Source organism: Luteimonas viscosa, from assembly GCF_008244685.1.
Lineage (GTDB): Bacteria > Pseudomonadota > Gammaproteobacteria > Xanthomonadales > Xanthomonadaceae > Luteimonas > Luteimonas viscosa.
Window position 1 is genome coordinate 2,060,852 of record NZ_VTFT01000001.1, and the last position, 25,278, is coordinate 2,086,129.

Below are 25,278 nucleotides of genomic sequence, written 5' to 3' on the forward strand. Positions count from 1 at the left end.
CATGTCCTCCCACGACGCCCCGCGCCTCGGCATCTCCGGGCGCATCGCGCGCACCTTCCAGGCCAATCCGCTGACGCCTGTGCTGGCGCTGCTTGGCCTGCTGCTGGGCGCGGTCGCGGTGATGGTCACTCCGCGCGAGGAAGAGCCGCAGATCGACGTGACCATGGCCAACGTCATCGTGCCCTTCCCCGGCGCCGACGCGCGCGAGGTCGAGCAGATGGTGACCTTCCCGCTGGAACAGAAGCTCTCCGAGATCGAGCAGGTCAAGCACACCTATTCGGTCAGCCGGCCGGGCATGGCGGTGCTGACGGTCGAGTTCGAGGTCGGCGTGAAGCGCCAGCCCGCGCTGGTGCGGCTGTACGACAAGGTGTTCTCGAACCAGGACTGGATGCCGGCCGGCCTCGGCGTCGGCCCGGCGATCATCAAGCCCAAGGGCATCGACGACGTGCCGGTGATGGCGCTGACGCTGTGGACCGACGATCCCCAGCGCAGCGCGCTGGAGCTGGCCGCCGTCGCCCATACCCTGGAGACCGAACTCAAGCGCATCCCCGGCACCCGCGACGTGTTCACCATCGGCGCGCCGGACCGCGCGGTGATGGTGGAACTCGACGCGGCCCGGCTGGCCAGCCACGGCCTGGCCGTCGACGACCTCGCCGACGCGCTGCGCGCGGCCAACCTCGCGCGCCAGGCGGGCGAACGGGTCGGCGCCGACGGCGTCACCCAGGTGACGTCGGGACAGTTCCTCGCCGATCGCGACGACGTCGCCAACCTCGTGCTGGGCATGGCCGGCGGACAGCCGGTGCGACTGGCGGACGTGGCCGACGTGCGCGATGCCGCCGATGCGCCTGCGAGCTACGTCTGGCACGGCGCCCCGCCCGGCCGGGACGGCCCCGCCGCCGGGGTGGCGCCGGCGGTGACGCTGGCGATCGCCAAGAAGCCCGGCAGCAACGCCGCCGACATCACCGGCGCCGTACTGCGCCGGATCGAGGCCCTGCGCGGCCAGCTCATCCCCGACGGCGTCCAGGTCGAGGTCACGCGCGACTACGGCATGACCGCCAGCGACAAGGCGCGCACCCTGATCAAGAAGCTGGGGTTCGCCACCGCATCGGTGGTGCTGCTGGTCCTGTTCGCGCTCGGCCGGCGCGAGGCCGTCGTGATCGGCAGCGCGGTGGTGCTGACGCTGTCGGCGACCCTGTTCGCATCGATGGCGATGGGCTTCACCCTCAACCGGGTCTCGCTGTTCGCGCTGATCTTCTCGATCGGCATCCTGGTCGACGACGCGATCGTGGTGGTCGAGAACATCCACCGGCACATGGCCCAGGGCGGCAGAACCCTGCGCGAGGCGATTCCCGCGGCGGTGGACGAAGTCGGCGGCCCGACCATCCTCGCCACGTTCACCGTGATCGCGGCGCTGATGCCGATGGCCTTCGTCACCGGGCTGATGGGTCCGTACATGCGGCCGATCCCGATCAATGCCTCGGTCGGCATGCTGCTGTCGCTGCTGATCGCGCTGGTGGTCACGCCCTGGCTGTCGCTCAAGCTGCTCGCGCGCCATGCCGCGCAACCGGTCTCGCCGGAGACCGGCCACGGCCACGCCCAGGGCACGATGGCCGCGCGCCTGCACCGCCTGTTCGAGCGGGTGATGCATCCGTTCCTGGCCACAGAGGGCGGCGCCCGCCGGCGCGCGTTGCTGTTCGCGGCGATGGCCGCGCTGGTCGCGCTGGCGGCCGGCCTGGCGGTGGCAAAGCTGGTGGTGCTGAAGATGCTGCCGTTCGACAACAAGTCGGAGCTGCAGATCGTCGTCGACCTGCCCGAGGGTCGCACGCTGGAGGACACCAGTGCGCTGCTGGCAGAACTGTCGGCGGTGCTCGACCGCATGCCCGAGGTGCGGCACTACCAGGGCTACGCCGGCACCGCCGCGCCGATCAATTTCAACGGCCTGGTGCGCCAGTACGACCTGCGCAGCGGCGCCAACGTCGGCGACCTGCAGGTCAACCTGGTCGATCGCCACGACCGCGACCGCAAGAGCCACGACATCGCCGCCGCGTTGCGCCCCCTCGTGGCGGGGATCGGTCGCCGCCACGACGCATCGGCCAAGGTGGTGGAGGTGCCGCCGGGGCCGCCGGTGCTGTCGCCGATCGTGGCCGAGGTCTACGGCCCGGACTACGCGCAGGCGCGACGCATCGGCCTGGCGCTGGAACAGCGCTTCCTCGCCACCGACGGCATCGTCGACGTCGACACCAGCGTGGAGGCGGACGCGTTGCGCGAGGTGCTCGCCATCGACCGCGTGCGCGCGGCGCGGCTGGGCGTGCCGCAATCCGCGATCGCCGACACCATCGCCGCCGGCCTCTCCGGCATGGACGCAAGCCACCTCATCGACGGCGGTTCGAAGTATCCACGCCCGATCCGGCTGCGCCTGCCGGTCGCAGGGCAGGCGACGCTGGACGGGCTGCTGTCTTTGCGCGTGCGCGGCGGCGACGGCCAGCTGGTGCCGCTGTCGGAGCTGGTGCAGGTGCGCCAGGCGCGCTGGGACGGCGCGATCCACCACAAGGACCTGCTGCCGGTGGTCTACGTGACGGGCGACGAGAGCAGCCGCATCGACAGCCCGCTGTACGGCATGTTCGACCTGGTCGGGCAGGTGTCCGAGCACGCCGTCGGCGGCCAGGCCCTGTCGCAGTTCTTCATCCGCCAGCCGGTCGACGCCAGCGGCTTCGCGATCAAGTGGGACGGCGAATGGCAGATCACCTACGAGACCTTCCGCGACATGGGCATCGCCTACGCCGCCGGCATGGTGCTGATCTACCTGCTGGTGGTCGCCTACTTCCGCAACTACCTGGTGCCGCTGGTGATCATGGCGCCGATCCCGCTGACCGTGATCGGGGTGATGCCGGGCCACGCCCTGCTCGGCGCGCAGTTCACCGCCACCAGCATGATCGGCATGATCGCGCTGGCCGGCATCATCGTGCGCAATTCGATCCTGCTGGTGGATTTCATCAACCACCTGGTCGAACGCGGGCATTCGCTGGAACGCGCGGTGGTGGATGCCTGCGCGGTGCGCGCGCAGCCGATCGCGCTGACCGCGCTGGCGGCGATGGCCGGCGCGTTCTTCATCCTCGACGATCCGATCTTCAACGGCCTGGCGATCGCGCTGATCTTCGGCATCCTGGTCTCGACGGTGCTCACCCTGCTGGTGATTCCGGTGCTGTACTACGCCCTGTTGCAGCGGCGCCAGGCGACATCCGCATGAACGCATTGCGCCATGTACCATCCGCTCCACTCCGGCGGACGCGTCCGCCGGCTGCAGCGACGGGCGCCGCGATGGCGGAGTGCGCGCGTGCCACCGACCTTCCTGCGCGAGGCCAGCCATGAGCATCGACAGTCCCATCCGGATCACCCTGGAGCAGGAAAGCGACTACGCGTTCCGCATCGTCTTCGACGACACCGCGCTCGCCCCGCTGCTTGCCGACGAGCCCTCGCCGCTCGGCCACGATCGCGGGCCGAATCCGTCGCGCCTGCTGCTGGCGGCGGTGGCCAACTGCATGGCCGCCAGCCTCCTGTTCTCGCTGCGAAAGTTCAGGAACGCCTCGGCGACGCTGAAGGCGCGGATCAGCGCCACGCCGCAACGCGACGCCAACGGTCGCTGGCGCATCCCGACGGCGCATGTCGAGCTGCAGTTGTCGGGTCCCGCCGCCGACTACACGCAGCTGCCACGCATCCTCGCGCAGTTCGAGGACTTCTGCGTGGTCACCCAGAGCGTACGTGCGGGCATCGACGTGCGTGCGACCGTCGTCGACGCCGACGGCGTGGTGGTCCACGGCGGACCCGCGGCGGCAGTGCCATGAACGGGCCGCTGCAGGTGCCCTGCCCGCAGTGCGGCGCGCTGAACCGCGTTCCCGCCGCGCGCATCCACGACGTCCCGAACTGCGGCCGCTGCCGCAAGCCGTTGTTCACGGGACGGCCCCTGGTGCTGGACGCCACCGGCTTCGACCTGCATGCCTCGCGTTCGGACCTGCCGCTGCTGGTCGATTTCTGGGCCCCCTGGTGCGGCCCGTGCAAGGTGATGGCGCCGCATTTCGAAACCGCGGCGACGCAGCTCGAACCCGCCATGCGCCTGGCCAAGGTCGACACCCAGGCGCATCCGGATCTCGGCGCCCGGTTCGATGTCCGCAGCATCCCGACGCTCGCCCTGTTCCAGCGCGGACGCGAGCTGGCGCGGATGTCCGGCGCGATGCCGGCGGGCGAGATCGTCCGCTGGGCGCGGGCGCATGCCGCCGGCTGACCCGCGCGAACGACCCGTCCGCTCGCCACGCCCGTGAGCGACCGCGCCTATCGCGGAATGGCGCGAGGCCGGCTCAACGCACAGCCGCCCGCGACGCTTCCGCGCCGGGGCTTGCGCCACGCCCCGGTCGCGACAGATGCACCAGCAACAATGAGACTGCCGCGGGCGTCATCCCCGGGATGCGCTGCGCCTGGCCCACCGTTTGGGGACGCACGCGTTCGAGCTTCTGCGCGGCTTCCGCGGACAACCCGCGGACCTGCGCATAGTCGAAACCGGCGGGGATCGCCGTGTCTTCGTTGCGTTGCGCGCGCGCGATCTCGTCGCGCTGGCGCTGCAGGTAGCCGGCGTACCTGGTTTCGATCTCGACCTGCTCGGCGACGTCGGCATCGACCGGTGAATCGGGTGCGAAAGCCGGTAGCGATACCAGCCTGGCGTGATCGAGCTCCGGGCGACGCAGCAGGTCGAGCGCGCTGTTCTCGCGACTGAGTTCGATGCCGAGCACGGCGACGGCCTCGCGACCGGCGGCGTTCGCCGGCGAGGCCCATAGCCCGCTAAGGCGCGAGGTCTCGCGCGCGATCGCCTCGCGCCTCGCCTCGAAGCGCGCCCAGCGCGCGTCGTCGACCAGCCCCAGCTCGCGGCCGACCGGCGTCAGCCGCAGGTCGGCGTTGTCCTCGCGCAGCTGCAGCCGGTACTCGGCGCGCGAGGTGAACATGCGGTACGGCTCGGACGTGCCGTGGGTGATCAGGTCGTCGACCAGCACCCCGAGATAGGCCTGGTCGCGACGCGGCGACCAGGGCTCGCGCCCGCGCACGTGGCGCGCGGCGTTGACGCCGGCGAGCAGGCCCTGCGCGGCCGCTTCCTCGTAGCCGGTGGTGCCGTTGATCTGGCCGGCGAAGAACAGGCCGGAGACGGCCTTGGTCTCGAGCGAGGTCTTCAGCCCGCGCGGATCGAAGAAGTCGTACTCGATCGCATAACCGGCGCGGGTGATGTGCGCGTTGCCGAAGCCGGTGATCGAGCGCACCAGCTCGAGCTGCACGTCGAACGGCAGCGAGGTGGAAATGCCGTTGGGATAGATCTCGACCACGTCCAGGCCTTCGGGCTCGACGAAGATCTGGTGGCTGGCCTTCTCGGCGAAGCGCACCACCTTGTCCTCGATGCTGGGGCAGTAGCGCGGGCCGATGCCTTCGATCTGGCCGGAGTACATCGGCGAGCGGTGCAGCGCGCCGCGGATGACCTCGTGGGTCCGTTCGGTGGTGTGGGTGATCCAGCACGGCACCTGCGGGGGATGGTCGTCGCGCGATCCCATGAACGAGAACACCGGGCGCGGATCGTCGCCGGGCTGCGGCTGCATCACCGAATAGTCGAGCGTGCGGCCGTCGATGCGCGGCGGCGTGCCTGTCTTCAGGCGATCGACCACGAACGGCCGCTCGCGCAGCCTCAAAGCCAGCGTGGTCGCGGGCGGATCGCCCATGCGGCCGGCCGCGTACTGCGTTTCGCCGATATGCACCTTGCCGGCGAGGAAGGTGCCGGCGGTCAGCACCACCGCGGGCGCTTCGAAGCGCAGGCCGGTGTTGGTGATCGCGCCGCGCACCGCGTCGCGCCCGCGGCCATCGGGCTCGATGACCAGGTCGTCCACCGCCGACTGGAACACGGTGAGGTTGGGCTGGTGTTCGACCGCGCGGCGGATGAAGGCGCGGTACAGGGCGCGGTCGGCCTGCGCGCGCGTCGCGCGGACGGCAGGCCCCTTCGAAGCGTTCAACCGCCGCCACTGGATGCCGGCGGCATCGGCCGCCCTGGCCATGACCCCGCCGAGCGCGTCGATCTCCCGGACCAGGTGGCCCTTGCCGATGCCGCCGATGGCCGGGTTGCAGCTCATCGCACCCACGGTCTCGATGCTGTGGGTGAGCAGCAGCGTGCGTGCGCCGGCGCGCGCGGACGCGAGCGCGGCCTCGGTGCCGGCGTGGCCGCCGCCGATCACGATCACGTCGTAGCGATGGAACTCTCTGCTCATGGTGTCCCGTTGGCCGGCGCGGTCCGCCGCCGGGAAGGCGCCCGATTGTTCCGGGCCCGGCCACCGCCACGCAAGCGTGGTGCCGGGCCGTGGAGGAAGTTGGCACGCTTCATGCGAACCATCTTCCTGCACCCGGGGTGGCAAGCGTCAAGGGGGGCGCGGCCGGAGATTGGAACAGGGCTGGCCATGCACAACCCGGGGAAGCAAAGGGGCCGGATGTCGGGGGACATCCGGCCCCATTCTTTTGCGTGGGCACCGCGGACATATGGGGGCGGAGCCCGGCGCCTCGAGGAACGAGGCGCCGACGCCCGGCGGGAGCGGAACAGGGGGGATCCGGTATCCCCCGCCGGGTGTCGACAAGCGGAAACGCTTTTTTTGTCTTTCCGGACCTGATACGTCGGAATCCGACGCAACCGGTCAGTTCGGGTAGCTTGAACGTCCCCGGGGCCCAGCGCAAGGGGGAACGGAACCTATTCTTCCTGTTGCGATGCCGCCCGTCGGGGGGCCGGACGCTCCATCCGGCGCTCCATCCGCGGCGCGCTGCGCGGCGCGGGTTGGGCCCGGGGGGCCGAGATCTGCTGCGGTCGCGGCAAGGCCCGGGGCTCGGCCCGGGGCGCGGGCGCCGGCGCCATCGGACGCGACGGCAACCGCTGGATCGCCCGCGGCTGCGGCGCCGGCCTCGCCGTGGGCGCCCGCATCAACGGCTGGCCGGAATTGCGGCGGATCGGCTGCGGGGCCATCTGCGAATGCTGCGGCTGCGCCTGGGGACTGCTGCGGCGACGGGGCGGCAGGTTGCCGCCGGTGCCGCGCTCGACCGTCTGCGGCGGATCCGGATCCTCAGGCTGGTAGGGGGGACGCGGGCGATGGGGCCGGTAGTAGTAGTGCGGCCAGCCGTAGTAGCTGTAGTACGGCGAGTATCCGTAACGGCTGCCATAGCCGTAGCGATACGGGGACCCGTAACCGTAGCCGTAGCCCACGCCGCCGTACCATCCACCATGGCCGTAGCCGAGCGAACTGTAGGGGGCGCCGTAATAGGTCGAGGACGCGGGGCTGCCGTAGTAGTAGTCGCCGCCGCCGTACCCACGGGAGTAATAGTCGCTGGCGCAGCCCGACAGCGCGGCCGCGGCCACCAGACCGATCAAGAGCTTGCGGAACATGGCGAATCCCCCGTTCTACGAGGCTGCAGCATCGGCCCGGGGCATTGAATCCGTGCTTAACCCTCCCGATCGGCGCATTGTGCTACCTGAACACGGCGGACCCCGATCGGCTAGGCTCTGTGCCATGCCTGCCGACACGCCGCTGCCGCATTTCGACGACGTGCTGGATGCCGCGGCCCGGATCGCGCCGCATGCGCGCACCACCCCGGTCCTGCGCGCCGGCGCCCTCGATGCCCACGCCGGCTGCCGCCTGCTGTTCAAGGCCGAATGCCTGCAGCGCGCCGGCGCGTTCAAGTTCCGCGGTGCCTGCAACGCGGTGTTCTCGCTCGAAGACGACGCTGCCACGCGCGGCGTGGTCACCCATTCTTCCGGCAACCACGGCGCCGCGCTCGCCCTGGCGGCACGGCTGCGCGGGATTCCCTGCCACGTGGTCGTCCCCGAGGGCGCGGTGCGTTCGAAGCTGGCGCTGATCGCAGGCCAGGGCGCGATCCTGCATCGCTGCGAGGCGACCATCGCCGCGCGCGAGGCGATGTGCGCGCAGGTGCAACGGGCCAGCGGCGCGACCCTGGTGCATCCCTACGCCCACCCGCGGGTGATCGCGGGCCAGGGCACGGCCGCACTGGAGCTGCTGGGCGAGGCAGCGGACCTGGACGTGGTGGTGGTTCCGGTGGGCGGTGGCGGGCTGGCTTCGGGCACCGCGATCGCGCTGGCCGGGTGTGCGCCGAACGTGGAGCTGGTGCTGGCCGAACCGGCGGGCGCGGCCGACGCCCTGCAATCGCTGGAGCGCGGAGAGCGGGTCACCGACATCGTGCCCGATACGATCTGCGACGGCCTGCGCGGCACCCTGGGCGAACCGAACTTCCGCATCCTGCGCGATCACGGCGCGCAGGTGCTGGCGATCGACGACGACGCCACCGTCGCCGCGATGCGGCGGCTGCTCGAACACCTGAAGCTGCTGGTCGAACCGTCCTCTGCGATTGCGCTGGCTGCGGTGCTCGCGCATCCGCAGCGGTTCGCCGGACGGCGGGTGGGCATCGTGCTGTCGGGCGGCAACGTCGATCCCGACCGGCTGCCGTGGGCAGGCCGGTGAGGCGCCGGCGCGCGCCTTCCGCCGGACCGCGGCCGCTGCGCCTGCTGCTGCGCCTGCTGCTGCTGTGCGCGCTGTGGCTGGGCGCCGTGGCGGGGTGGATCTACTGGGTGGGCGAACGCGACCAGGCGGCGAAGGCAGACGCGATCATCGTGCTCGGCGCCGCCGCCTACGACGCGGTGCCCTCTCCGGTGTTCGAGGCGCGGATCGAACACGGCCTCGACCTGTTCCGCAGCGGCTACGCCGGCACCCTGATCTTCACCGGCGGCTACGGCGGCGGCGGCGCGCGTTTCGCCGAATCGCAGGTCGCGCGCCGCCACGCGATCCGCCAGGGCATCCCCGCCGACGCGATCCTGATCGAATCGAGCTCGCAGACCACCTACCAGAACCTGTACGAGGCGCGCCGGCTGATGCTGGAACACGGCCTGCAAAGCGCGATCGTGGTCAGCGATCCGCTGCACATGGCGCGCGCGCTGCGGCTGAGCCGCGGCCTGGGCATCGACGCCCTCGGTTCAGCGACGCCGAGCACGCGTTTCCGCTCGTTCCGCACCCGCTGGGAGTTCCTCGCGCGCGAGGTCTACTTCTTCCATCGCGACCTGTTCGTGCGCCCGCAATAGCCTCCGTCGAGACACGGGTCCTCGATATGCGGGCCCGGCGCGGCCGCACGGTACGCGCAGGTGCGCCGCGCTATCATCCCGGACGCGCGGATGGACGCGCGTCCCAGGGGGATCCGCGCCATGCGCATCGACGGCAACCGCCTCCACGACCGCGGCACCGAACTGGTGCTCGCCTACTACGCCGCGTTCAACCGCGGCGATCGCGAGGCCATGCTGGCGCTGCTCACCGAGGACGTGGCGCACGACCTCAACCAGGGTCCGCGCGAGACCGGGCGCGATGCGTTCGCCGCGTTCATGGCGCGCATGGACCGCTGCTATCGCGAGCAGCTGCACGAGATCGTGGTGATGGCCACCGTCGACGGCGCGCGCGCCGCGGCCGAATACGTGGTCCACGGCGAATACCTGGCCGACGACGAGGGCCTGCCGCCTGCCCGCGGCCAGCGCTACACCCTGCCCGGCGGCGCGTTCTTCGACATCCGCGACGGCCGCATCGCGCGGGTGAGCAACTACTACAACCTCGAGCACTGGCTGACGCAGGTGCGCTGAGCCGCCTGCCATCCGCCGCACCGACCCGGAGGAAAGGTTCATGCCTCACGCCATCGCTCCGCGGCTGCGCACTGCCCTGCTGTTGGCCTGCCTGGTGCCGGCCGGCTGCGCTGCCAGCGGACTGCCGCGCGCCGGGATCGAGGCGCGGTCGGCGGCAGCCGCCACCGGCGTCCTGGTGTGGGCGGACGAGTTCGACACCGCCAACACCGCCGACTGGACCTTCGAGACCGGCGGCCACGGCTGGGGCAACAACGAACTGCAGTACTACACCGGCGGGCAGAACGCCTTCATCCAGTACGACACGATGGCCGGCAGCAACGTGCTGGTGATCGAGGCGCGGCGCGGTGCCCCCGCCGACGCCAGTTGCTGGTACGGCGCCTGCCAGTACAGCTCGACCCGCATGATCACGCGCGGCAAGCGCGAGTTCCGCCACGGCCGCGTCGAGGCGCGCATCCGGTTGCCGCAGACCCAGGGCATCTGGCCGGCGTTCTGGATGCTGGGCTCGAACCTGGGCGAAGTCGGCTGGCCGCAGAGCGGCGAGATCGACATCATGGAGCACGTCGGCTTCGAGCCGGACCTCACCCACGGCGCGCTGCACGGCCCGGGCTATTCGGGCGACACGCCTTTCAGCGGCACCCACGACCTGGGCGAACGCGCCGACGCCGGCTACCACGTGTACGCGATGGAATGGGACGGCGCGGGCGTGCGCTGGTTCGTGGACGGGCAGCCGTTCTACAGCGTCACCCGCGCCCAGGTCGAGGCGCGCGGCCCGTGGGTGTTCGACCAGCCGTTCTTCGTGCTGCTCAACGTCGCGGTCGGCGGCAACTGGCCGGGCAGTCCGGATGCGACCAGCGTGTTCCCGCAGCGGATGTACGTCGACTGGGTGCGCGTCTACCAGCCCGGGCAGCGGCTGCGCCGCAACGGCGGCCAGCCGTTGGCGCCGCCACGCGCGAATGCGGTGCCGCCGGCCGAGGTGCCGCAGGCCGGTGTCCCACGGGCGGTGGTCCCGCAGGCGGCGACCCCGCGGACGCCGGTGCGCAAGGCCATGCCGGGCCGCACGCAACCTGCACGCAGCTTCGAACGCTAGAGCTCGCCGCCGTAGCGGTCCAGGCCCTCGCGCAGCAGGTAGCGTGTCGCCGCGACCCGCTCGCCGACACTGAAGCCGTCGAGCACGTCGACCAGTTGCCGGAACGCGGTGCAGCGCGCGTCGCGGCTGGCGCTGTCGCGGCCGGTGCTGGAAAGCCCGAGCATGAATCCGTCGTGCAGCATCATGCCGGTGACGGTGGCGGCCTTGAGCGCCTGCTCGCCCACCGCGGGGTCGTAGGCCTGCGGCTGCCCCTGCAGGCCGTTCACCGCCACCGCGGTCACCGCCTCGACGAAGCGGATCCGGCTGGTTTCGCCCAGCGCGTTCGCGGCACGCTGCAGGCCCACGAGGCTGCGGTCGGCGTCGGGTTCGAACAGCGCGCACAGGCCACGGGCCTCGTTGTCGTTGCGCGAGGCCGCATGCACCGCCTTGAACAGGCGGTCGACGTCGGCATCGGGCGCGCGCAGCAGTACGTCGTTCGCGCCGGCGATCACCTGCATCGGATCGATTCCCGACAGGTCCACGCGCGAGGATTGCGCGTGCGCGCCGGCGAGCGGGATCAGGGCCAGGCAAAACGCGGCGATCACGGGCTTCATCGATGGCATCTTCGGCGACGGGGAGCGCCGCGAGTCTATGCGGCATGGTCTGAATCGCGGCCGTGCCGCGCGGCCGCACCGCCCCTGGCGCCCATTGCCCGCCAACGCGTCACGCGGCGTAGCCCGGATAAGGCCGAAGGCCGCATCCGGGTTCGCGGGGGGGGCGTGCGATGCGGCGTGGAGATTCCCCGGGTGCGCTGCGCTTATCCGGGCTACGGATGGGCAGCCGGTAGCCCGGATAAGGCCGAAGGCCGCATCCGGGTTCGCGGAGGCGTGGCGTGCGATGCGGCGTGGAGATTCCCCGGGTGCGCTGCGCTTACCCGGGCTACGGATGGGCAGCCGGTAGCCCGGATAAGGCCGAAGGCCGCATCCGGGTTCACGGGGGCGTGGCGTGCGATGCGGCGTGGAGATTCCCCCGGGTGCGCTGCGCTTACCCGGGCTACGGATGGGCAGCCGGTAGCCGGGATAAGGCCGAAGGCCGCATCCGGGCTCGCGGGGGCGTGGCGTGCGATGCGGCGTGGAGATTCCCCCGGGTGCGCTGCGCTTACCCGGGCTACGGATGGAGCACCGGCAGGCGTAGCCCGGATAAGGCCGCAGGCCGCATCCGGGTCGCGCGGCGGGACGTGCGACGCGGCGCGGAAGTTGCCCGGTTCAGTCGCGCCGGCGCACGCGGATGCGGTCGGCGGGGAAGCTGGCGAGTTCGCCTTCGCGCCCGCGGATCGGTGCGCCCGGCTCCGGCGCCCAGGCCAGCGCGGTGATGACCTCCCAGCTGGCCGGCAGCAGGGCGGCCTGCGCATCCGCCAGGCCGGCGCCGCGCAATGGCTCGTAGGCGGCCGCGGCGGCGGCGAAGCGCGCGCGTCCGGTGAGCGTGTGGCGGCGCGCGTGCAGCGCATTGGTGGCGCCGATCGCGCGCAGGTCGCGCATCAGCGCCGGCAGGTCGGCGTGGCCACGCATCAGCAGGTCGCGGTCGAGCACCGGATCGCGGAACCCCGCATGCATGAGCGCATCGCCGAACTGCGCGATCGAGGCGAACGGGCTGACGTGCGGCGCCTCGTCGTCGGCGCGCGCGAACGCCTCGCGCAGCTCCCACAGCGTGTCCGGGCCGAAGGTGGAGCACAGCAGCAGCCCGCCCGGCCTGAGCACGCGACGGAATCCCGCGAACGCCGCCGGCAGGTCGTCGATCCACTGCAGGCACAGGTTGGAGAACAGCACGTCGACGCTGGCGTCGGCCAGCGGCAGCGCGCGCAGGTCGGCGCAGACGCGGTCGACCGGCATGCGCAACGGGTTCCAGCCGCTGCGCGGTTGCACCTGGCGCAGCATCGGCAGCGCGAGATCGAGCGCGACGATCCGCGCCTTCGGCCAGCGTTCGCGCATCGCCTGCGCCGCGTGGCCCGGACCGCTGCCGACATCGAGCACCAGCCCCGGCGACCAGCGCGCGTCGCGCCCCGGCACCAGGGCGAGCAGGTCCAGCGATTCGAGCAGGCGCGCCTCGATCTCGCGCTGCAGCGCAGCCGCCGACGCGTAACCCGCCGACGCGCGCGAGAACGAGCGGCGCACCTGGCGGGCGTCGAACAGCGGCGGCGTTTCGCGGCTCATCGTGCGTCCGCCTCCACCGCCGCGGCCAGGCCATCGAGCGCGGATGCGACCGCATCGGCGTGGGTCAGGAACGGCGCGTGCCCGGCATGTTCCACCACCACCACCTCGGCCCGCGGCACCTGTTCCGCGGCAGCGCGCATCGCGCGCGGATCCACCAGCCGGTCGCGTCGCCCCGCCAGCCACAGCGTCGGCATCGCCAGCATCGGCAGCACGCCGCGCAGGTCGCAGGTTTCCAGCATCTCCAGGCCGTCGGCCAGCACGTGCGCGGCCGGTTGCCCGCGCGCGAACACCTCCTCGCGCAGCACGCGCATCTCGTGGCGCGCATCGTCCGACCCGAACGCTTCCAGCGCGATGAAGCGGTCGAGCGTGGCGCGCCAGTCGCTGCGCAGGCCGAGCGCGAAACCGCGGAAGATCTCCGGCGACATGCCCAGCGGCCAGTCGTCGCCGCGTACGAAGCGCGGACTCGCGCACAGCATCGCCAGGCCCGCCACCGCACCGGGCCGCGTCGCCGCCGCGTGCAGCGCGAACAGCCCGCCCAGCGACCAGCCCGCCCACAGCGCATGCGGCACCCGCGCCACGATGGCATCGACCACCGGTTCGAGCGCCAGCGGCAGGGTGCTGTCGCGGCCGTGGCCATGCCCGGGGAGGTCGACCAGGTGCAGGGTGAAGCGCGGTTCGAGCCGTTCGGCCAGCCCGCCGAACACGCCCGCATGCATCGCCCAGCCATGCAGCAGCACCAGGTCCGGCCCGCGACCGCGGGTCTGGATGTGCAGCGCGCCGCTCACGCGCCCTTGTCCGTGCGCAGCGCCTTGACCGAACCGCTGCCTCCGGCGGAGCGCGCGACCACCCAGGCGAACGCGGCGATGCCGGCGACCACGATCGCCGCGCCCAGCAGGGTGCCGCCGCTCGGCCACGGCTCGCCCAGCAGCAGCACCCCCAGCAGCACCGCGAACAGTACTTCCGCGCCCTGCATCGCCTCGACCGCCCCCAGCGCCAGCGGCTGGTCACGGACCATGCCGGTGGCCTGGAAGAACAGGATCGTCGCGATCACGCCCGCCGACAGCGCCACGCCGGCCGCCAGCCACACCTGCCCCGCCGACGGCGGTCCGGCGACGAACGCGGCATACGCCGCGACCATGAGCCACAGCGGCTGGCTGGCGAGGGTCAGGCCGAACACGCGCTGGGTGGCGCCCAGCGATTCGCCGCTGCGTTCCAGGTGCAGCAGCAGCAGGCGGTTGCCGAGCGGATACGCGACCGCCGACACCAGCACGCAGCCCAGCGCGATCCACGCCGCACGGTCGAGCGCGCCGCTGGCGTGCCCGAACTGCATCAGCAGCACGCCGGCGAGGATCATCGCCGCCACCGCCAGCCCGGCGCGCGGGATCCGTCGGCGCGCGTCGCGGTACAGCAGCGGCGCGCACAGCATTCCCGCGATCACGGTGAACTGGAACGAGCCGGCGACCAGCCACGACGGCCCGCTCGAGGCGGCGAATGCCAACAGCACGTAGAACAGCACGAAGCCGATTCCCGCGCAGCGCAGCCAGGCCCAGGGATGCGCCGCGATCGCGCGCAGCACCGGCCGCGTGCCACCCTGGAAGCGCATCAACGGCAGCATCAACGGCAGCGTGATCAGGTAGCGCAGGCAGGCCAGCCACGCCCAGTGGCCGCCCTCGCTGGCACTGGCGCGGTTGAGCACGTAGGTCATGGTGAAGAACAGCGCCGACAGCAGCGCCACGCCGACCGCCGCCAGCGCGACGCGGCCGTGTGCGTTCGAAGCGGTCATGCGACCCGACTGGACCCGGTGTCGGCGGCGCGGTCGCGGGCGACCGCCAGCGCGTCGGCCAGGGCCTCGGCCTGCGCCGGTTCGTGCGCGGCGGTGAAGGCGATGCGCAGCCGCGCCTGACCTTCCGGCACCGTCGGCGGACGGATCGCGGCGACCCAGTAGCCGTCGCGTTCGAGCGAGGCCGACATCGCCAGCGCCTGCGCATTGCTGCCGCAAAGCACCGGCTGGATGGGGGTTTCGGACGGCATCAGCTGCAGGCCGTGGCCTTCGGCGCGGCCGCGGAAGCGTTGCACCAGCTCGACCAGGCGCTCGCGGCGCCAGTGTTCGCGCCGCGCCAGCTTCACCGCCGCCAGCGACGCCGCGGCCTGCGCCGGCGGCAACGCGGTGGTGTAGACATGGGGACGCGCGGTTTCGGCCAGGTGCCCGACCAGGTCCGCATCGCCGGCCACCGCCGCGCCGTAGCTGCCCAGCGCCTTGCCCAGCGTGACCAGCCGCAGCGGCACGCCCGACGCATCCAGCCCCGCCGCCGCGACCGAGCCGCGACCTTCCGGCCCGAGCACGCCGACACCATGGGCGTCGTCGACATACAGCAGCGCCTGCTGCACGCGCGCGGCGATCGCCAGTTCGCGCAGCGGCGCGAGGTCGCCATCCATGCTGAACACGCCATCGGTCGCGACCATCGCCGCGCACTCGGACATGCTGCGCAGCTGCCGCAGCGCGCCTTCCACGTCGCCGTGCGGATAACGCCGCAGGCGACACCCCGCCAGGCGCGCGGCATCGATCAGGCTGGCGTGGTTCAGGCGGTCCTGCACGCACAGGTCGTCGTCGCCGAGCAGCGACTGCAGCACCGCGAGGTTGCCCAGGTAGCCGTTGCCCAGCAGCAGCACGCGCGGCACCTCCAGCCATTCGGCCAGTTCGCGCTCGAGCGCGCCATGCACGGCATGGTGGCCGCAGACGAGGTGCGAACCGAGGCCGCCGGCGCCTTCGCGCGAGGCCGCGTCCTGCAGCGCGCCGACCACGGCGAAATGCTGCGACAGGCCGAGGTAGTCGTTGCTGCAGAAATTCAGCAGGGTGCGGGTGGCGCCCTGCGCATCGACCACATCGCAGCGCGCGCCGTCGCGGCGCAGCACCTCGCGGCGCGTGCGCAGCCCGGATTGCGCGGCGCGCTGTTCGCGCTGCGCGGCCACGCGGGCATGCAGGTCGGGACGTTCCACTGGCATGGCTTGGCTCCCCTCAGCCGCGGCCCCCCGCCGCGCAGGCACCGGGCCGGGGGTCGACGCCGCCTGCGTCGGGCCCGGCCACGATGTCGGCATGTACGGTACCACCGTGGTCGTGTCCGTCGGCATCCACCGCCACCGGCATCGGCGTCAGGCCCAGGCGGGCGAACAGCGCCTGGTCGCGGGCGGTGTCCGGGTTGCCGGTGGTCAGCAGCTTCTCGCCATGGAAGATCGAGTTCGCCCCGGCGGTGAAGCACAGCGCCTGCAGCTCGTCGCTCATCGATTCGCGGCCTGCCGAAAGGCGCACCATCGAGCGCGGCATGAGCAGGCGCGCGACCGCGATCGTGCGCACGAACTCGAACGGGTCGAGCTCGGCGGTCCCGTGCAGCGGCGTGCCCGCGACCTGCACCAGGCGGTTGATCGGGACCGAGTCCGGATGCGCCGGCAGGCTGGCCAGGGTGCGCAGGAAACCGGCGCGCTGCGCCCGGGTCTCGCCCATGCCGACGATGCCGCCGCAGCAGGTCTTCATGCCGGCGTCGCGGACGTGGCCGAGGGTGTCGAGCCGGTCCTGGAATTCGCGGGTGCGGATGACGTCGCCGTAGAAACCGGGGTCGGTGTCGAGGTTGTGGTTGTAGTAGTCGAGGCCGGCCTCGCGCAGCGCCTGCGCCTGCCCGCCGCTGAGCATCCCCAGCGTGGCGCAGGTCTCCAGGCCCAGCGCCTTCACCTCGCGGATCATGGCGGCGACCTTGGGGATGTCGCGGTCCTTCGGCGAGCGCCAGGCCGCGCCCATGCAGAAGCGCGAGGCGCCGGCGTCGCGCGCCTGGCGCGCCTTCGCGACCACCGCTTCGGTCGACATCAGCTTCGTCGCCTCGACCCCGGTGTGGTAGCGCTGCGCCTGCGGGCAGTAGCCGCAGTCCTCCGGGCAGCCGCCGGTCTTGACCGACAGCAGGGTGCTGACCTGCACCTGCGCCGGGTCGAAATGGCGCCGGTGCACGGCGGCGGCGCGGAACAGCAGTTCGGGGAACGGCAGGTCGAACAGCGCCTCGACCTCGTCCTGGCGCCAGTCGTGGCGCGGGGCGGCGTCGGGCAGGGGCGCGGAACGGAGCGGGCTGACGGCAGGCATCGGGGTTCCCTGACAGACGGGCGGGCGCTGGCCGGCCAGTCTGGAAAGCATGTCCAGACCTGTCAACCGAATCCAGGCCACGGCGGTTGACGGCTGGTGGCGCCGCCTGGGCATCGGCCTGTGCCCGCCGCGCTGCCTGGCCTGCCGCGAACCGGCGCCGGCAGGCGCCGACCTGTGCCAGGCCTGCCAGGCGGAGCTGCCGTGGAACCGCAACGCCTGCCCGCGCTGCGCAGTGCCGCTGCCGGAGGCCGGCATGGCCGACACGCCCTGCGGCGCCTGCCAGCGGCGACCCTCGCCCCTGCAGCAGGCGCACGCCGCCTTCGTCTACGGCGCGCCGCTGGACCGGCTGCTGCCACGCTTCAAGTTCCACCGCGACCTCGCCGCCGGCCGCCTGCTGGCCGACGCCATGGCCACGTGCTTCGCCACCCTGCCGCGGCCGGGCGCGCTGCTGCCGGTGCCGCTGCACGCCGGGCGACTGCGCCGCCGCGGCTACGACCAGGCCTTGGAGCTGGCGCGGCCGCTGGCCCGCACCCTGCGCCTGCCGCTGCTGGACGGCGCCCTGGTGCGCACGCGGGCGACGGCCCCGCAGTCGGAACTGGACGCGGCTTCGCGACGGCGCAACCTGCGCGGGGCATTCGCGGTACGCGGCGGCGCGCGTCTACCGGCGCACGTGGCCCTGGTCGACGACGTGATGACCACCGGCGCCACCCTGCACGCGGCAGCCTTCGCGCTGCGCCGCGCGGGCGTGGCGCGGGTCGATGCCTGGGTGTGCGCGCGGGTGCCGTAAGCCGGCCGAGAATCGACCGGTCGTCCACCCGCACGCCCGTGAAGCACACCGTAGCCCGGGTAAGCGCAGCGCACCCGGGACCACCGGCGACGGCGTCCCGTCCGCGGGGGAACGCCCGGGCCGGCGGACGTAGCCGGCGGGCCCGGGGGAACCTTCCCGGATGCGCTTCGCTTATCCGGGCTACGCAACTACGCCGACGCGCCCCGTAGCCCGGGTAAGCGCAGCGCACCCGGGACCACCGGCGACGGCCCCCCGTCCGCGGGGGAACGCCCGGGCCGGCGGACGTAGCCGGCGGGACCGGGGGGCCTTCCCGGATGCGCTTCGCTTACCCGGGCTACGCAATTACGCCGACGCGCCCCGTAGCCCGGGTAAGCGCAGCGCACCCGGGATCGCCGGCGACGGCGGCCCGTCCGCGGGGGAACGCCCGGGACGGCGGGCGTAGCCGGCGGGACCGGGGGGCCTTCCCGGATGCGCTTCGCTTATCCGGGCTACGCAACTTGTCCGCACCCGCGCCGCGCACCTGCCGTAGACGGCGTGGCTGTGCTCAGCGCAGCGCGTAGTCCGCCGCGATCCCGAGGAACACCGCCATCCCCACCCAGTGGTTGTTGAGGAAGGCGCGGAAGCAGGCTTCGCGATCGCGGTGGCGCGCGAGCATGAACTGGTACGCAACGAACAGCGCGGCGACGCCGAGCCCGGCCCAGTACGGCGAGCCCATCGCGGCCTCGCGCCCGACCAGCGCCAGCGCGGCGAAGGCGAGCGTGTACAGCACGCCCTGCGCGACCAGGTCGAGTTCGCCGAACAGGATCGCGGTCGATTTCGCGCCCATGCGGATGTCGTCGTCGCGGTCGACCATCGCGTACCAGGTGTCGTAGGCGGTCGCCCAGAAGATGTTGGCCACGTACAGCACCCACGCCACCGGCGGCACTTCACCCTGCACCGCGGCAAAGCCCATCGGGATGCCCCAGCCGAAGGCCATGCCCAGGTACACCTGCGGCAGGTAGGTGTAGCGCTTGAGATAGGGATAGCTGGCGGCCAGGACCACGCCGACCACGCTCAGCGACACCGTCAGCCGGTTCATCGTCAGCACCAGCGCGAACGCCACCAGCATCAGCACCGCGAACACCAGCAGCGCCTCCCGCCCCGATACCGCGCCGGTCGCCAGCGGCCGGTGCTTCGTGCGTTCGACCGCGCCGTCGAGCCAGCGGTCGGCGTAGTCGTTGACCACGCAGCCGGCCGAGCGGGTCAGCCACACGCCGGCGCTGAACACGAACAGCGTCCACAGCTGCGGCACCCCACCCGACGCAAGCCACAGGCCCCACCAGGTCGGCCACAACAGCAGCAGCCAGCCGATCGGGCGGTCGCCGCGGACCAGTTGCCAGTAGAGCGGCAGGCGTTCGCGCCAGTGCGGCCGCGAGGCCGCCGGCGGCGAGTGGCGTTCGTAGGACATGCGCGCAGGTTACCAGCGGCCGTCGCCGCGAAGCCGCTCCCTCACGCCGTGTCAGGGCTTGAGGCGGCTGTCCAGCCGCTGCATGCCGGCAAGCCCGGAGAGCGCGTCGGCAACGCTGCGCGCGCCCGGCGCCTTGTCTCCGATCGGCTCGACCAGGACCAAGCCCGACTGCGCGCGGCATCGACGAGTGCGGCATCGTCGACAGCCACGGGGCGCGAGCATCGCGACCAGCAGCAGGCGCCGCGTGGCGGCGGGCAGTGGCATCCGTCGATCCGGGCTCGGAGGCGGCCCGGTATCGTTGCACCTCGCGGCATGCGGGCCGTGCCTCGCGGACGGCAGCGAGGCGTCGACGCGGCAACAAGGCAGGGCTGTACGGGACCGGGCGCGACGGTTCGACCAGGGCCGGCCCGTGCGGCTGGCCGCCCACCCCGGTTGAGTGACATAATCGCCGGCCGGTCGCCAGCCGCCGACGCGGCCTTGCGGCGTTGCCAGACCGGCATCGACGTCGTCACCCCGGGACGCCCACGGCGCCCGGACGCTACACACAACGCGCCTGTAGCTCAGCCGGATAGAGTAGTGGCTTCCGAAGCCATTGGTCGGGGGTTCGAATCCCTCCAGGCGCGCCAATCCTTCGCATCGAAGCGCTGGCTGCTCCCGTTCACGCACGCGTCGCGTCGGCTGCGCTCAAGTACGCCGCGATGACGAACAGACCCACGCCGCCGCCCTGGAAGAAGAAGAACCCGGTCAAGCCGGCAGCGCGCACGCGCCTGACCGAAGCGCAGAAGGACCTTGCCCGCGAACGCGCCGAAGCCGCCGGGCGGCGCTATCCCAACCTGGTCGACAACATGTGGGCGGCGACGCAGGTCCAGCAGGAGCCACCGGCGGCCGCGCGCGACGCGGACGAGGACGACGCAGACGACCGCTGACGCAACGCCCACGACGCCACGCGGCCCTCGATCGGAGTAGCCCGGATAAGCGCAGCGCATCCGGGACGAACCGGGTACCGCCCACCGGGTACCGCCCGGAACGCGCACCTCGCCAGCTGTCCTGGACGAGGTCCGGCAATTCGGGGCGGGTCCGGTGCGTTTGCGGCTACGAACCTACGAGGCTCGGGATTCCGAGTGGCCGTCGCCATCGAGCTGGACGTAATCGATCGCGGTCGAAATGGAGCGGCAACGCAATGCGCACCACGCAGGCGAGCTCCGGGCAGGCGACGGCGTCGAACCACAGATGGAAGGCAGTCGCAGGGGCGCGTGTGGATGCGCGATGCCATTGCCGGTGCATGCCCAGCGCATCCACCACGCGTAGCCCGGATAAGCGCAGCGCATCCGGGACGAGCCGGGTACCGCCCACCGGGTACCGCCCGGAACGCGCGCCTCGCCAGCTGTCCTGGACGAGGCCCGGCAATTCGGGGCGGGTCCGGTGCGTTTGCGGTCCCGGGTGCGCTGCGCTTACCCGGGCTACGAGCCTGCGAATCACGCGCGCAGGGACGGCTGTGATCGGCCCGCGAGAGCTCAGAAGTCGAAGCGGGCCTGGACCTGCGCGGCGTCGACGTCGAGGTCCTCGACCTCGGTCCGGGTGTACTCACCGCGCAGCGAGACCAGGTCGTTGAACCGGTATTGCAGGCCGACGCCGTAGACCGGATCGCGGCCGTCGTCATCGCCGGTGCCGGTGAGGCCGGGGATCGGCGTGTCGAGTTCCCAGCGTTGCATGCCGCCCTTCACGTAGCCCGAGAAATTCTCGGTGAACGGCAGGATGCCGACCGCGGTGAAGTAGGCCGAGGCGAGTTCGAGGTCCGCGCCAGCGGCGCCGGGCGACAGCTGGCCGAAGTCGGTGTAACCGGCCTCGAGTGCGAAGTTGCGGTGGAACTGGTAGCCGCCGAAGACGGAGAACGCGGTGTCCTCGTCGTCGTAGGCGCGCTCGTCGACGAGCGCCTGGCCGGCGCCGGCGCCGGCGTAGAAGCCGCTGTCCTGGGCCTGGGCGACGGACGCACCGGCGAGCAGCACGGCGGCAACGGTGGTGGTGAGCAGCTTGGAACGCATTGCAATCTCCTGAAGTGGGGGAACGGGCGCCAGGCCCGTCGCCGCGTGGTCATCGGGCAGAGCCCGTCCGCGCCGGCGTGGTCAGGAGATGGGCGTTCCAAATTGCGCACCAAAGGTCTCGTTTATGGATTCTTTATCCCGCGAGAGGCACCAATCGTTTTGGTGCGAGGGCGTCTGGTTGCGGGCGGATCGCGCGGTCCGCGTCCGGCCTGTCCGGGGCGGGCCGTGTGGCTCCCCAGGCCGGCGACGTTCTTCCCTGGCACGCCGAGCGGTGGCGTCCGCGAAACCCGGGTGCGCTTCGCTTACCCGGGCTACGGGCGGGTCGAACAAAGGTGCGTAGCCCGGATAGGCGCAGCGCATCCGGGTGACGGTGCGAGGTACGACGTCGCAATGCGACGTGGCCGCGCGTCGCTATGCCAGCCGCACCAGCTGCCGTCCGTTGCACAGCACGCTGCCGGCGCTGTCGGCGCGCGGCACCGGGTGGCCACCGGTGAACGCCGAGAACGCGGGCAGCACGGTAATCCCGGGCCGCAGCCAGAACAGCGGATGGCGCCCCAGCGGCGGCAGTCGCAGCACCGGGTGCACGTGGCCGCAGAGCACATGCCGGTCTGGCACCAGTTTGTGCGGCGGCGCGTGGCGGAATTCGAATGGTGGTTCCACGTGGCCCTCGCGCGCGCGCGCCACGCCGGCCACGTCCGCATCGAACGCGCGGTCGTGGTTGCCCGGCACCACCGCCATCGCCACCTCGCGATGCGCTTCGCGGAACGCGCGCCACGCCGCATCGACCGCGGCATGCCGCCGCGCGTGCAGGAAGTCGCCGAGGATCCACAGCGACGACGCGGACGTGAGCGCGAGCAGCGCGTCGAGCCGCGCGAGGTCGTGCGCGGTGCCGCCGCTGGGCACGGCGATGCCGGCGGCGCGGAAGGTGTCGCCCTTGCCCAGGTGCAGGTCGGCGACCAGCAGGCGGTCGCGCGCAGGCCAGTACAGGGCGCGGTCGGCGAGCAGGCGGACGGGTTCGCCGGCGAGGGTCAGGTCGAGGGTGTCAGGCATCGCGGGGTGGGCGCGGTGCGGTGGCGGGCGTGGAGGGCGGGGTGCGTCCGGGTTGGCGTGGGGTCCCGGATGCGCTGCGCTTATCCGGGCTACGCGGAGCGTGGCGGTGTTCCAGGCGTTCGGCGGCGCGCTGCACGCGGGTGCGCCAGTCCTCGCTTGTGAGGGTGCCGCGCATCGCTTCGGCCCACAGGGGAAACGACAGCGGGGTGAGCGTCTTCGGCTGGCGCAGGTCGAGCGTGGCGGCGTGGCAGCGCGCCAGTGTCGCCTGCAGGGCGCGCACTTCGAGCTGGGCCTCGAACACCTCGCGCTCGGCCTGTTGCAGCAGCAGGTGGCCGGGGTCGTGCCGCTGCAGCACGTCGAACAGCAGGCCGCTGGAGGCCTGCAGCTGGCGCAGGCTGCGCAACGCGCGCCCGGGCAACGACGGCGGCAGCAGCCCGGCCACGCGCGCGATCTCGCGGAACTGGCGGCGCGCGAGTTCGGCGAGGTTGGCGCCGGACTGCAGGTCGTCGTGCAGGCCTTCGGGCGAGAGCAGCGCGCGCAGGATGTCGACGCCGATCGCCGGCTGCGCCTGCGCGGTCAGCGCCAGGCCGTAGTCGTTGACCGCGAACGCGAACGTGTTCGGCGCCAGCCGGCTCCAGCGCAGCGCGAGCAGCGCCGCCAGCCCCTCGTGCACCCCGCGCCCGGCGAAGGGATAGACGAACAGGTGCCAGCCTTCGCGCGTCTTCGCGAATTCGGCGAGCAGCGTGCCCGGCGCCGGCAGCGCCGACAACTTCTCCTGCAGCGCGAGCAGCGGCGCCAGCGCGCGCAGTTCCGGACCGTCGCGCGGACCGGCCAGCACCTGCGCCACGCGCGCGCCGAGTTCGCCCGACATCGGCATGCGCCCGCCCTGCCAGCGCGGCACCATGCCGTCGCCCTTCTTCGCGATGCGCACGTACGCGGCCATGTCCTGCAGCCGCACCAGCTCCAGGGTGCGGCCGGCGAACTGGAAGCGGTCGCGCGGGCGCAGGCGCGCCAGGAAGCCTTCCTCCACGCTGCCCAGGGTGGCGCCGCGCAGCAGCTTCACCTGCAGCGCGCCGTCGCTGGTGATGGTGCCGATCGACAGGCGGTGGCGCAGCGCGATGCGGCGGTCGTGCACGCGGTACATGCCGTCGTCGTCGCGCACCACGCGCCGGTATTCGGGATAGTGCTGCAGCGCCTGGCCGCCCTGGACGATGAAGGCGAGCACCGCGTTCCACTGCAGGTCAGTGAGCGCCGCGAACGCATGCGTGCCGCGTACTTCGTCGCGCAGCGCGTCGGCCTCGAACCCGCCGCCCAGCGCCAGGGTGACGCAGTGCTGGGCCAGCACGTCGAGCGAGAGTTGCAGCGGCACGCGCGATTCGACCTCACCCGCGGCCAGCGCCTCGCGCGCGGCGGCGTACTCGGCCAGTTCCAGCGCGTGCGTGGGCACGCAGACCACGTGCCCGGCTTCGCCCGGGCGATGGCGCGCGCGGCCGGCGCGCTGCAGCAGCCGGGCCATGCCCTTGGGACTGCCGAGCTGGATCACCTGGTCGACGGCGGGGAAATCGACTCCGAGGTCGAGGCTGGAGGTGGCGACCACGCACCGCACGCTGCCCTCGCGCAGGCCCTGTTCCACCGCGGCGCGCAGCTTGGGGTCGAGCGAGCCGTGGTGCAGGGCCAGGGTTTCCGGCGCGTCGAGCCAGGTGGCGGCCAGCGCGCGATGCCAGAGTTCGGCCTGCGCCCGGGTGTTGGCGAACAGCAGCGTGGTGCCGGCGGCCTGCAGCCGCGCGGCCACGCGCTGGACCTGCGACAGGCCGAGGTGGCCGGCCCACGGGAACCGTTCGCCGGCCTCGGGCAGCAGGGTGTCCAGGGTCAGGCTGCGCGGTTTGGCCGCCTGCACGATCGCCGCGCCGGGGGCGTGCGGCAGCAGCACGTCGCGCGCCTGTTCGAGGTTGCCGAGCGTCGCCGACAGGCCCCAGGTGCGCGCCTGTGGCGACCAGGCGCGCAGCCGCGCCAGCGCCAGCTGCAGCAGCACGCCGCGCTTGTTGCCGAGCAGTTCGTGCCATTCGTCGACCACGATCGCGCGCAGGCCGGAGAGTTGCGCGGCGGTGTCCGGATAGCTCAGCAGCAGCGCCAGCGACTCGGGCGTGATCACCAGCGCATCGGCGCGGCCCTGGCGCGCCAGGCGCTTGTCGCGCGCGGTCGCATCGCCGGTGCGCATCGCCACGGTCCAGTCCAGGCCGAGCGCGGCGATGGGTTCTCGCAGGGCGCGCGCGGTGTCGCTGGCCAGCGCGCGCAGCGGGGTGATCCAGAGCAGGCGGGTGCGGCCAACCGACGCCACCGCTGCCCTCTTGTCATTTCGAGCCGCCGTCCCGTCATTTCGAGCCGCCCTCTTGTCATTTCGAGCGAAGCGAGAAATCTGCTTTCCGGAGGCCCCGGGATTCCTCGCTTCGCTCGGAATGACAGTCGGGGAGAGGCGCGGGGTTGGATCTGGTTGCGCCTTCGGTGCGTCTGCGGCCCGTGACTCTGGTTGGCGTGACTTCTGTGCCGTCGACGCGCTTGCTGTCGGAATTCTCGACGCGATTGCCGTTTGCTTCTTCAGCGCGCTTGCCGCTTGAACTTTCGAAGCGCGCGTCGATCGCGCCCTCGCGGTCTTCGCCTGCGCGGCTTCCCTCGCCGCTTGCGCCTTCGCCGCCTCCGCCAGCGCATCGAGCAACGGCCCGCCGAGCGCGGCCAGGGTCTTGCCGCTGCCGGTGGGCGTGACCAGCAGGCCGGACTCGCCACGCCGCCAGCGGCGCCAGGCTTCGCGCTGGAACGGCGCCGGCTTCCAGCCCTGCGTCGCGAACCAGGCGGCGAGCG

21 protein-coding genes, 1 tRNA gene and 1 pseudogene are annotated in these 25,278 nt (G+C 72.4%); 10 read left to right on the forward strand and 13 right to left on the reverse strand.

The window, feature by feature from the left end; genetic code table 11:
• The first annotated feature begins 1 nt into the window (after position 1).
• From FZO89_RS09115 to trxC, 3 genes are all read left to right on the forward strand, one after another.
• On the forward strand, positions 2 to 3,247 hold the full coding sequence (locus FZO89_RS09115) for an efflux RND transporter permease subunit (protein WP_149102956.1): 3,246 nt from the start codon (positions 2 to 4) through the stop codon (positions 3,245 to 3,247).
• Positions 3,248 to 3,365: 118 nt separating this feature from the next.
• Positions 3,366 to 3,842 (forward strand): OsmC family protein, encoded by a 477-nt coding sequence (locus tag FZO89_RS09120; RefSeq protein WP_149102957.1) that lies wholly within the window; start codon positions 3,366 to 3,368, stop codon positions 3,840 to 3,842.
• The gene (gene trxC, locus FZO89_RS09125; RefSeq protein WP_149102958.1) at positions 3,839 to 4,279 is read left to right on the forward strand and encodes a thioredoxin TrxC; all 441 of its coding nucleotides are present in this window, start codon (positions 3,839 to 3,841) and stop codon (positions 4,277 to 4,279) included. The genes FZO89_RS09120 and trxC overlap by 4 nt, the downstream gene beginning before the upstream one ends.
• Before the next feature lie 73 nt (positions 4,280 to 4,352).
• Here trxC and mnmG read toward each other — a convergent pair whose 3' ends face one another.
• Both mnmG and FZO89_RS19005 read right to left on the reverse strand, forming a co-directional pair.
• Positions 4,353 to 6,290: a tRNA uridine-5-carboxymethylaminomethyl(34) synthesis enzyme MnmG gene (gene mnmG, locus FZO89_RS09130; protein WP_149102959.1), complete on the reverse strand. Its 1,938-nt coding sequence runs from the start codon at positions 6,288 to 6,290 to the stop codon at positions 4,353 to 4,355.
• Between the two features lie 470 nt (positions 6,291 to 6,760).
• Complete coding sequence (locus FZO89_RS19005) at positions 6,761 to 7,447, reverse strand: hypothetical protein (RefSeq protein ID WP_149102960.1); 687 nt, start codon at positions 7,445 to 7,447, stop codon at positions 6,761 to 6,763.
• A gap of 124 nt (positions 7,448 to 7,571) precedes the next feature.
• On the opposite strand from FZO89_RS19005, the gene FZO89_RS09140 reads away from it, so the two are divergent.
• The 4 genes from FZO89_RS09140 to FZO89_RS09155 all read left to right on the forward strand — a co-directional run bounded on the left by FZO89_RS09140 (position 7,572) and on the right by FZO89_RS09155 (position 10,784).
• A complete protein-coding gene (locus FZO89_RS09140; RefSeq protein WP_149102961.1) occupies positions 7,572 to 8,537 on the forward strand; it encodes a pyridoxal-phosphate dependent enzyme in 966 nt (321 codons plus the stop codon).
• The gene (locus FZO89_RS09145) at positions 8,534 to 9,151 is read left to right on the forward strand and encodes a YdcF family protein (protein WP_149104112.1); all 618 of its coding nucleotides are present in this window, start codon (positions 8,534 to 8,536) and stop codon (positions 9,149 to 9,151) included. The genes FZO89_RS09140 and FZO89_RS09145 overlap by 4 nt, the downstream gene beginning before the upstream one ends.
• Before the next feature lie 120 nt (positions 9,152 to 9,271).
• A complete protein-coding gene (locus FZO89_RS09150; RefSeq protein ID WP_149102962.1) occupies positions 9,272 to 9,697 on the forward strand; it encodes a ketosteroid isomerase-related protein in 426 nt (141 codons plus the stop codon).
• Between the two features lie 40 nt (positions 9,698 to 9,737).
• Positions 9,738 to 10,784, forward strand: coding sequence for a glycoside hydrolase family 16 protein (locus FZO89_RS09155; RefSeq protein WP_149102963.1), 1,047 nt, complete (start codon positions 9,738 to 9,740; stop codon positions 10,782 to 10,784).
• Here the strand turns inward: FZO89_RS09155 and FZO89_RS09160 are convergent.
• From FZO89_RS09160 to bioB, 6 genes are all read right to left on the reverse strand, one after another.
• Positions 10,781 to 11,377 carry a hypothetical protein gene (locus FZO89_RS09160; protein WP_149102964.1) on the reverse strand — a complete coding sequence of 199 codons (597 nt, stop codon included), beginning with the start codon at positions 11,375 to 11,377 and terminating at the stop codon, positions 10,781 to 10,783. The genes FZO89_RS09155 and FZO89_RS09160 overlap by 4 nt on opposite strands.
• A gap of 651 nt (positions 11,378 to 12,028) precedes the next feature.
• Entirely contained in the window at positions 12,029 to 12,973 is a 945-nt protein-coding gene (bioC, locus tag FZO89_RS09165) for a malonyl-ACP O-methyltransferase BioC (RefSeq protein ID WP_149102965.1), read from the reverse strand.
• Positions 12,970 to 13,746 carry a pimeloyl-ACP methyl ester esterase BioH gene (gene bioH / locus FZO89_RS09170; protein ID WP_149104113.1) on the reverse strand — a complete coding sequence of 259 codons (777 nt, stop codon included), beginning with the start codon at positions 13,744 to 13,746 and terminating at the stop codon, positions 12,970 to 12,972. The genes bioC and bioH overlap by 4 nt, the downstream gene beginning before the upstream one ends.
• 8 nt (positions 13,747 to 13,754) lie before the next feature.
• Positions 13,755 to 14,756, reverse strand: a complete 1,002-nt coding sequence (locus FZO89_RS09175) for a multidrug resistance efflux transporter family protein (protein WP_149102966.1) — start codon at positions 14,754 to 14,756, stop codon at positions 13,755 to 13,757.
• A complete protein-coding gene (gene bioF / locus FZO89_RS09180; protein WP_187471105.1) occupies positions 14,753 to 16,102 on the reverse strand; it encodes an 8-amino-7-oxononanoate synthase in 1,350 nt (449 codons plus the stop codon). The genes FZO89_RS09175 and bioF overlap by 4 nt, the downstream gene beginning before the upstream one ends.
• Positions 15,990 to 17,096 carry a biotin synthase BioB gene (gene bioB, locus FZO89_RS09185; RefSeq protein ID WP_149102967.1) on the reverse strand — a complete coding sequence of 369 codons (1,107 nt, stop codon included), beginning with the start codon at positions 17,094 to 17,096 and terminating at the stop codon, positions 15,990 to 15,992. Before bioB ends, bioF begins: the two co-directional genes overlap by 113 nt.
• Before the next feature lie 49 nt (positions 17,097 to 17,145).
• On the opposite strand from bioB, the gene FZO89_RS09190 reads away from it, so the two are divergent.
• A complete protein-coding gene (locus FZO89_RS09190) occupies positions 17,146 to 17,883 on the forward strand; it encodes a ComF family protein (protein ID WP_149102968.1) in 738 nt (245 codons plus the stop codon).
• A gap of 544 nt (positions 17,884 to 18,427) precedes the next feature.
• On the opposite strand, the gene ubiA is transcribed toward FZO89_RS09190, so the two are convergent.
• Together ubiA and FZO89_RS09200 are read right to left on the reverse strand one after the other, a co-directional pair.
• Positions 18,428 to 19,330: a 4-hydroxybenzoate octaprenyltransferase gene (gene ubiA, locus FZO89_RS09195; protein ID WP_149102969.1), complete on the reverse strand. Its 903-nt coding sequence runs from the start codon at positions 19,328 to 19,330 to the stop codon at positions 18,428 to 18,430.
• A 51-nt stretch (positions 19,331 to 19,381) separates the two neighbouring features.
• Positions 19,382 to 19,594, reverse strand: a complete 213-nt coding sequence (locus FZO89_RS09200; protein WP_149102970.1) for a hypothetical protein — start codon at positions 19,592 to 19,594, stop codon at positions 19,382 to 19,384.
• A gap of 285 nt (positions 19,595 to 19,879) precedes the next feature.
• Here FZO89_RS09200 and FZO89_RS09205 point away from each other — a divergent pair.
• Both FZO89_RS09205 and FZO89_RS09210 read left to right on the forward strand, forming a co-directional pair.
• A tRNA-Arg gene (locus FZO89_RS09205) sits at positions 19,880 to 19,956 on the forward strand.
• A gap of 72 nt (positions 19,957 to 20,028) precedes the next feature.
• The gene (locus tag FZO89_RS09210; RefSeq protein ID WP_149102971.1) at positions 20,029 to 20,256 is read left to right on the forward strand and encodes a hypothetical protein; all 228 of its coding nucleotides are present in this window, start codon (positions 20,029 to 20,031) and stop codon (positions 20,254 to 20,256) included.
• A gap of 588 nt (positions 20,257 to 20,844) precedes the next feature.
• Here the strand turns inward: FZO89_RS09210 and FZO89_RS09215 are convergent.
• The 3 genes and pseudogenes from FZO89_RS09215 to FZO89_RS09225 form a co-directional block, all read right to left on the reverse strand.
• Positions 20,845 to 21,372, reverse strand: a complete 528-nt coding sequence (locus tag FZO89_RS09215; RefSeq protein WP_149102972.1) for an outer membrane beta-barrel protein — start codon at positions 21,370 to 21,372, stop codon at positions 20,845 to 20,847.
• Positions 21,373 to 21,783: 411 nt separating this feature from the next.
• Positions 21,784 to 22,422 (reverse strand): ligase-associated DNA damage response endonuclease PdeM, encoded by a 639-nt coding sequence (gene pdeM / locus FZO89_RS09220; RefSeq protein ID WP_149102973.1) that lies wholly within the window; start codon positions 22,420 to 22,422, stop codon positions 21,784 to 21,786.
• Positions 22,415 to 25,231: pseudogene (locus FZO89_RS09225) on the reverse strand (ligase-associated DNA damage response DEXH box helicase); the annotation flags it as partial. The pseudogene FZO89_RS09225 and the gene pdeM, both read right to left, overlap by 8 nt.
• Between the last annotated feature and the right edge of the window lie 47 nt (positions 25,232 to 25,278).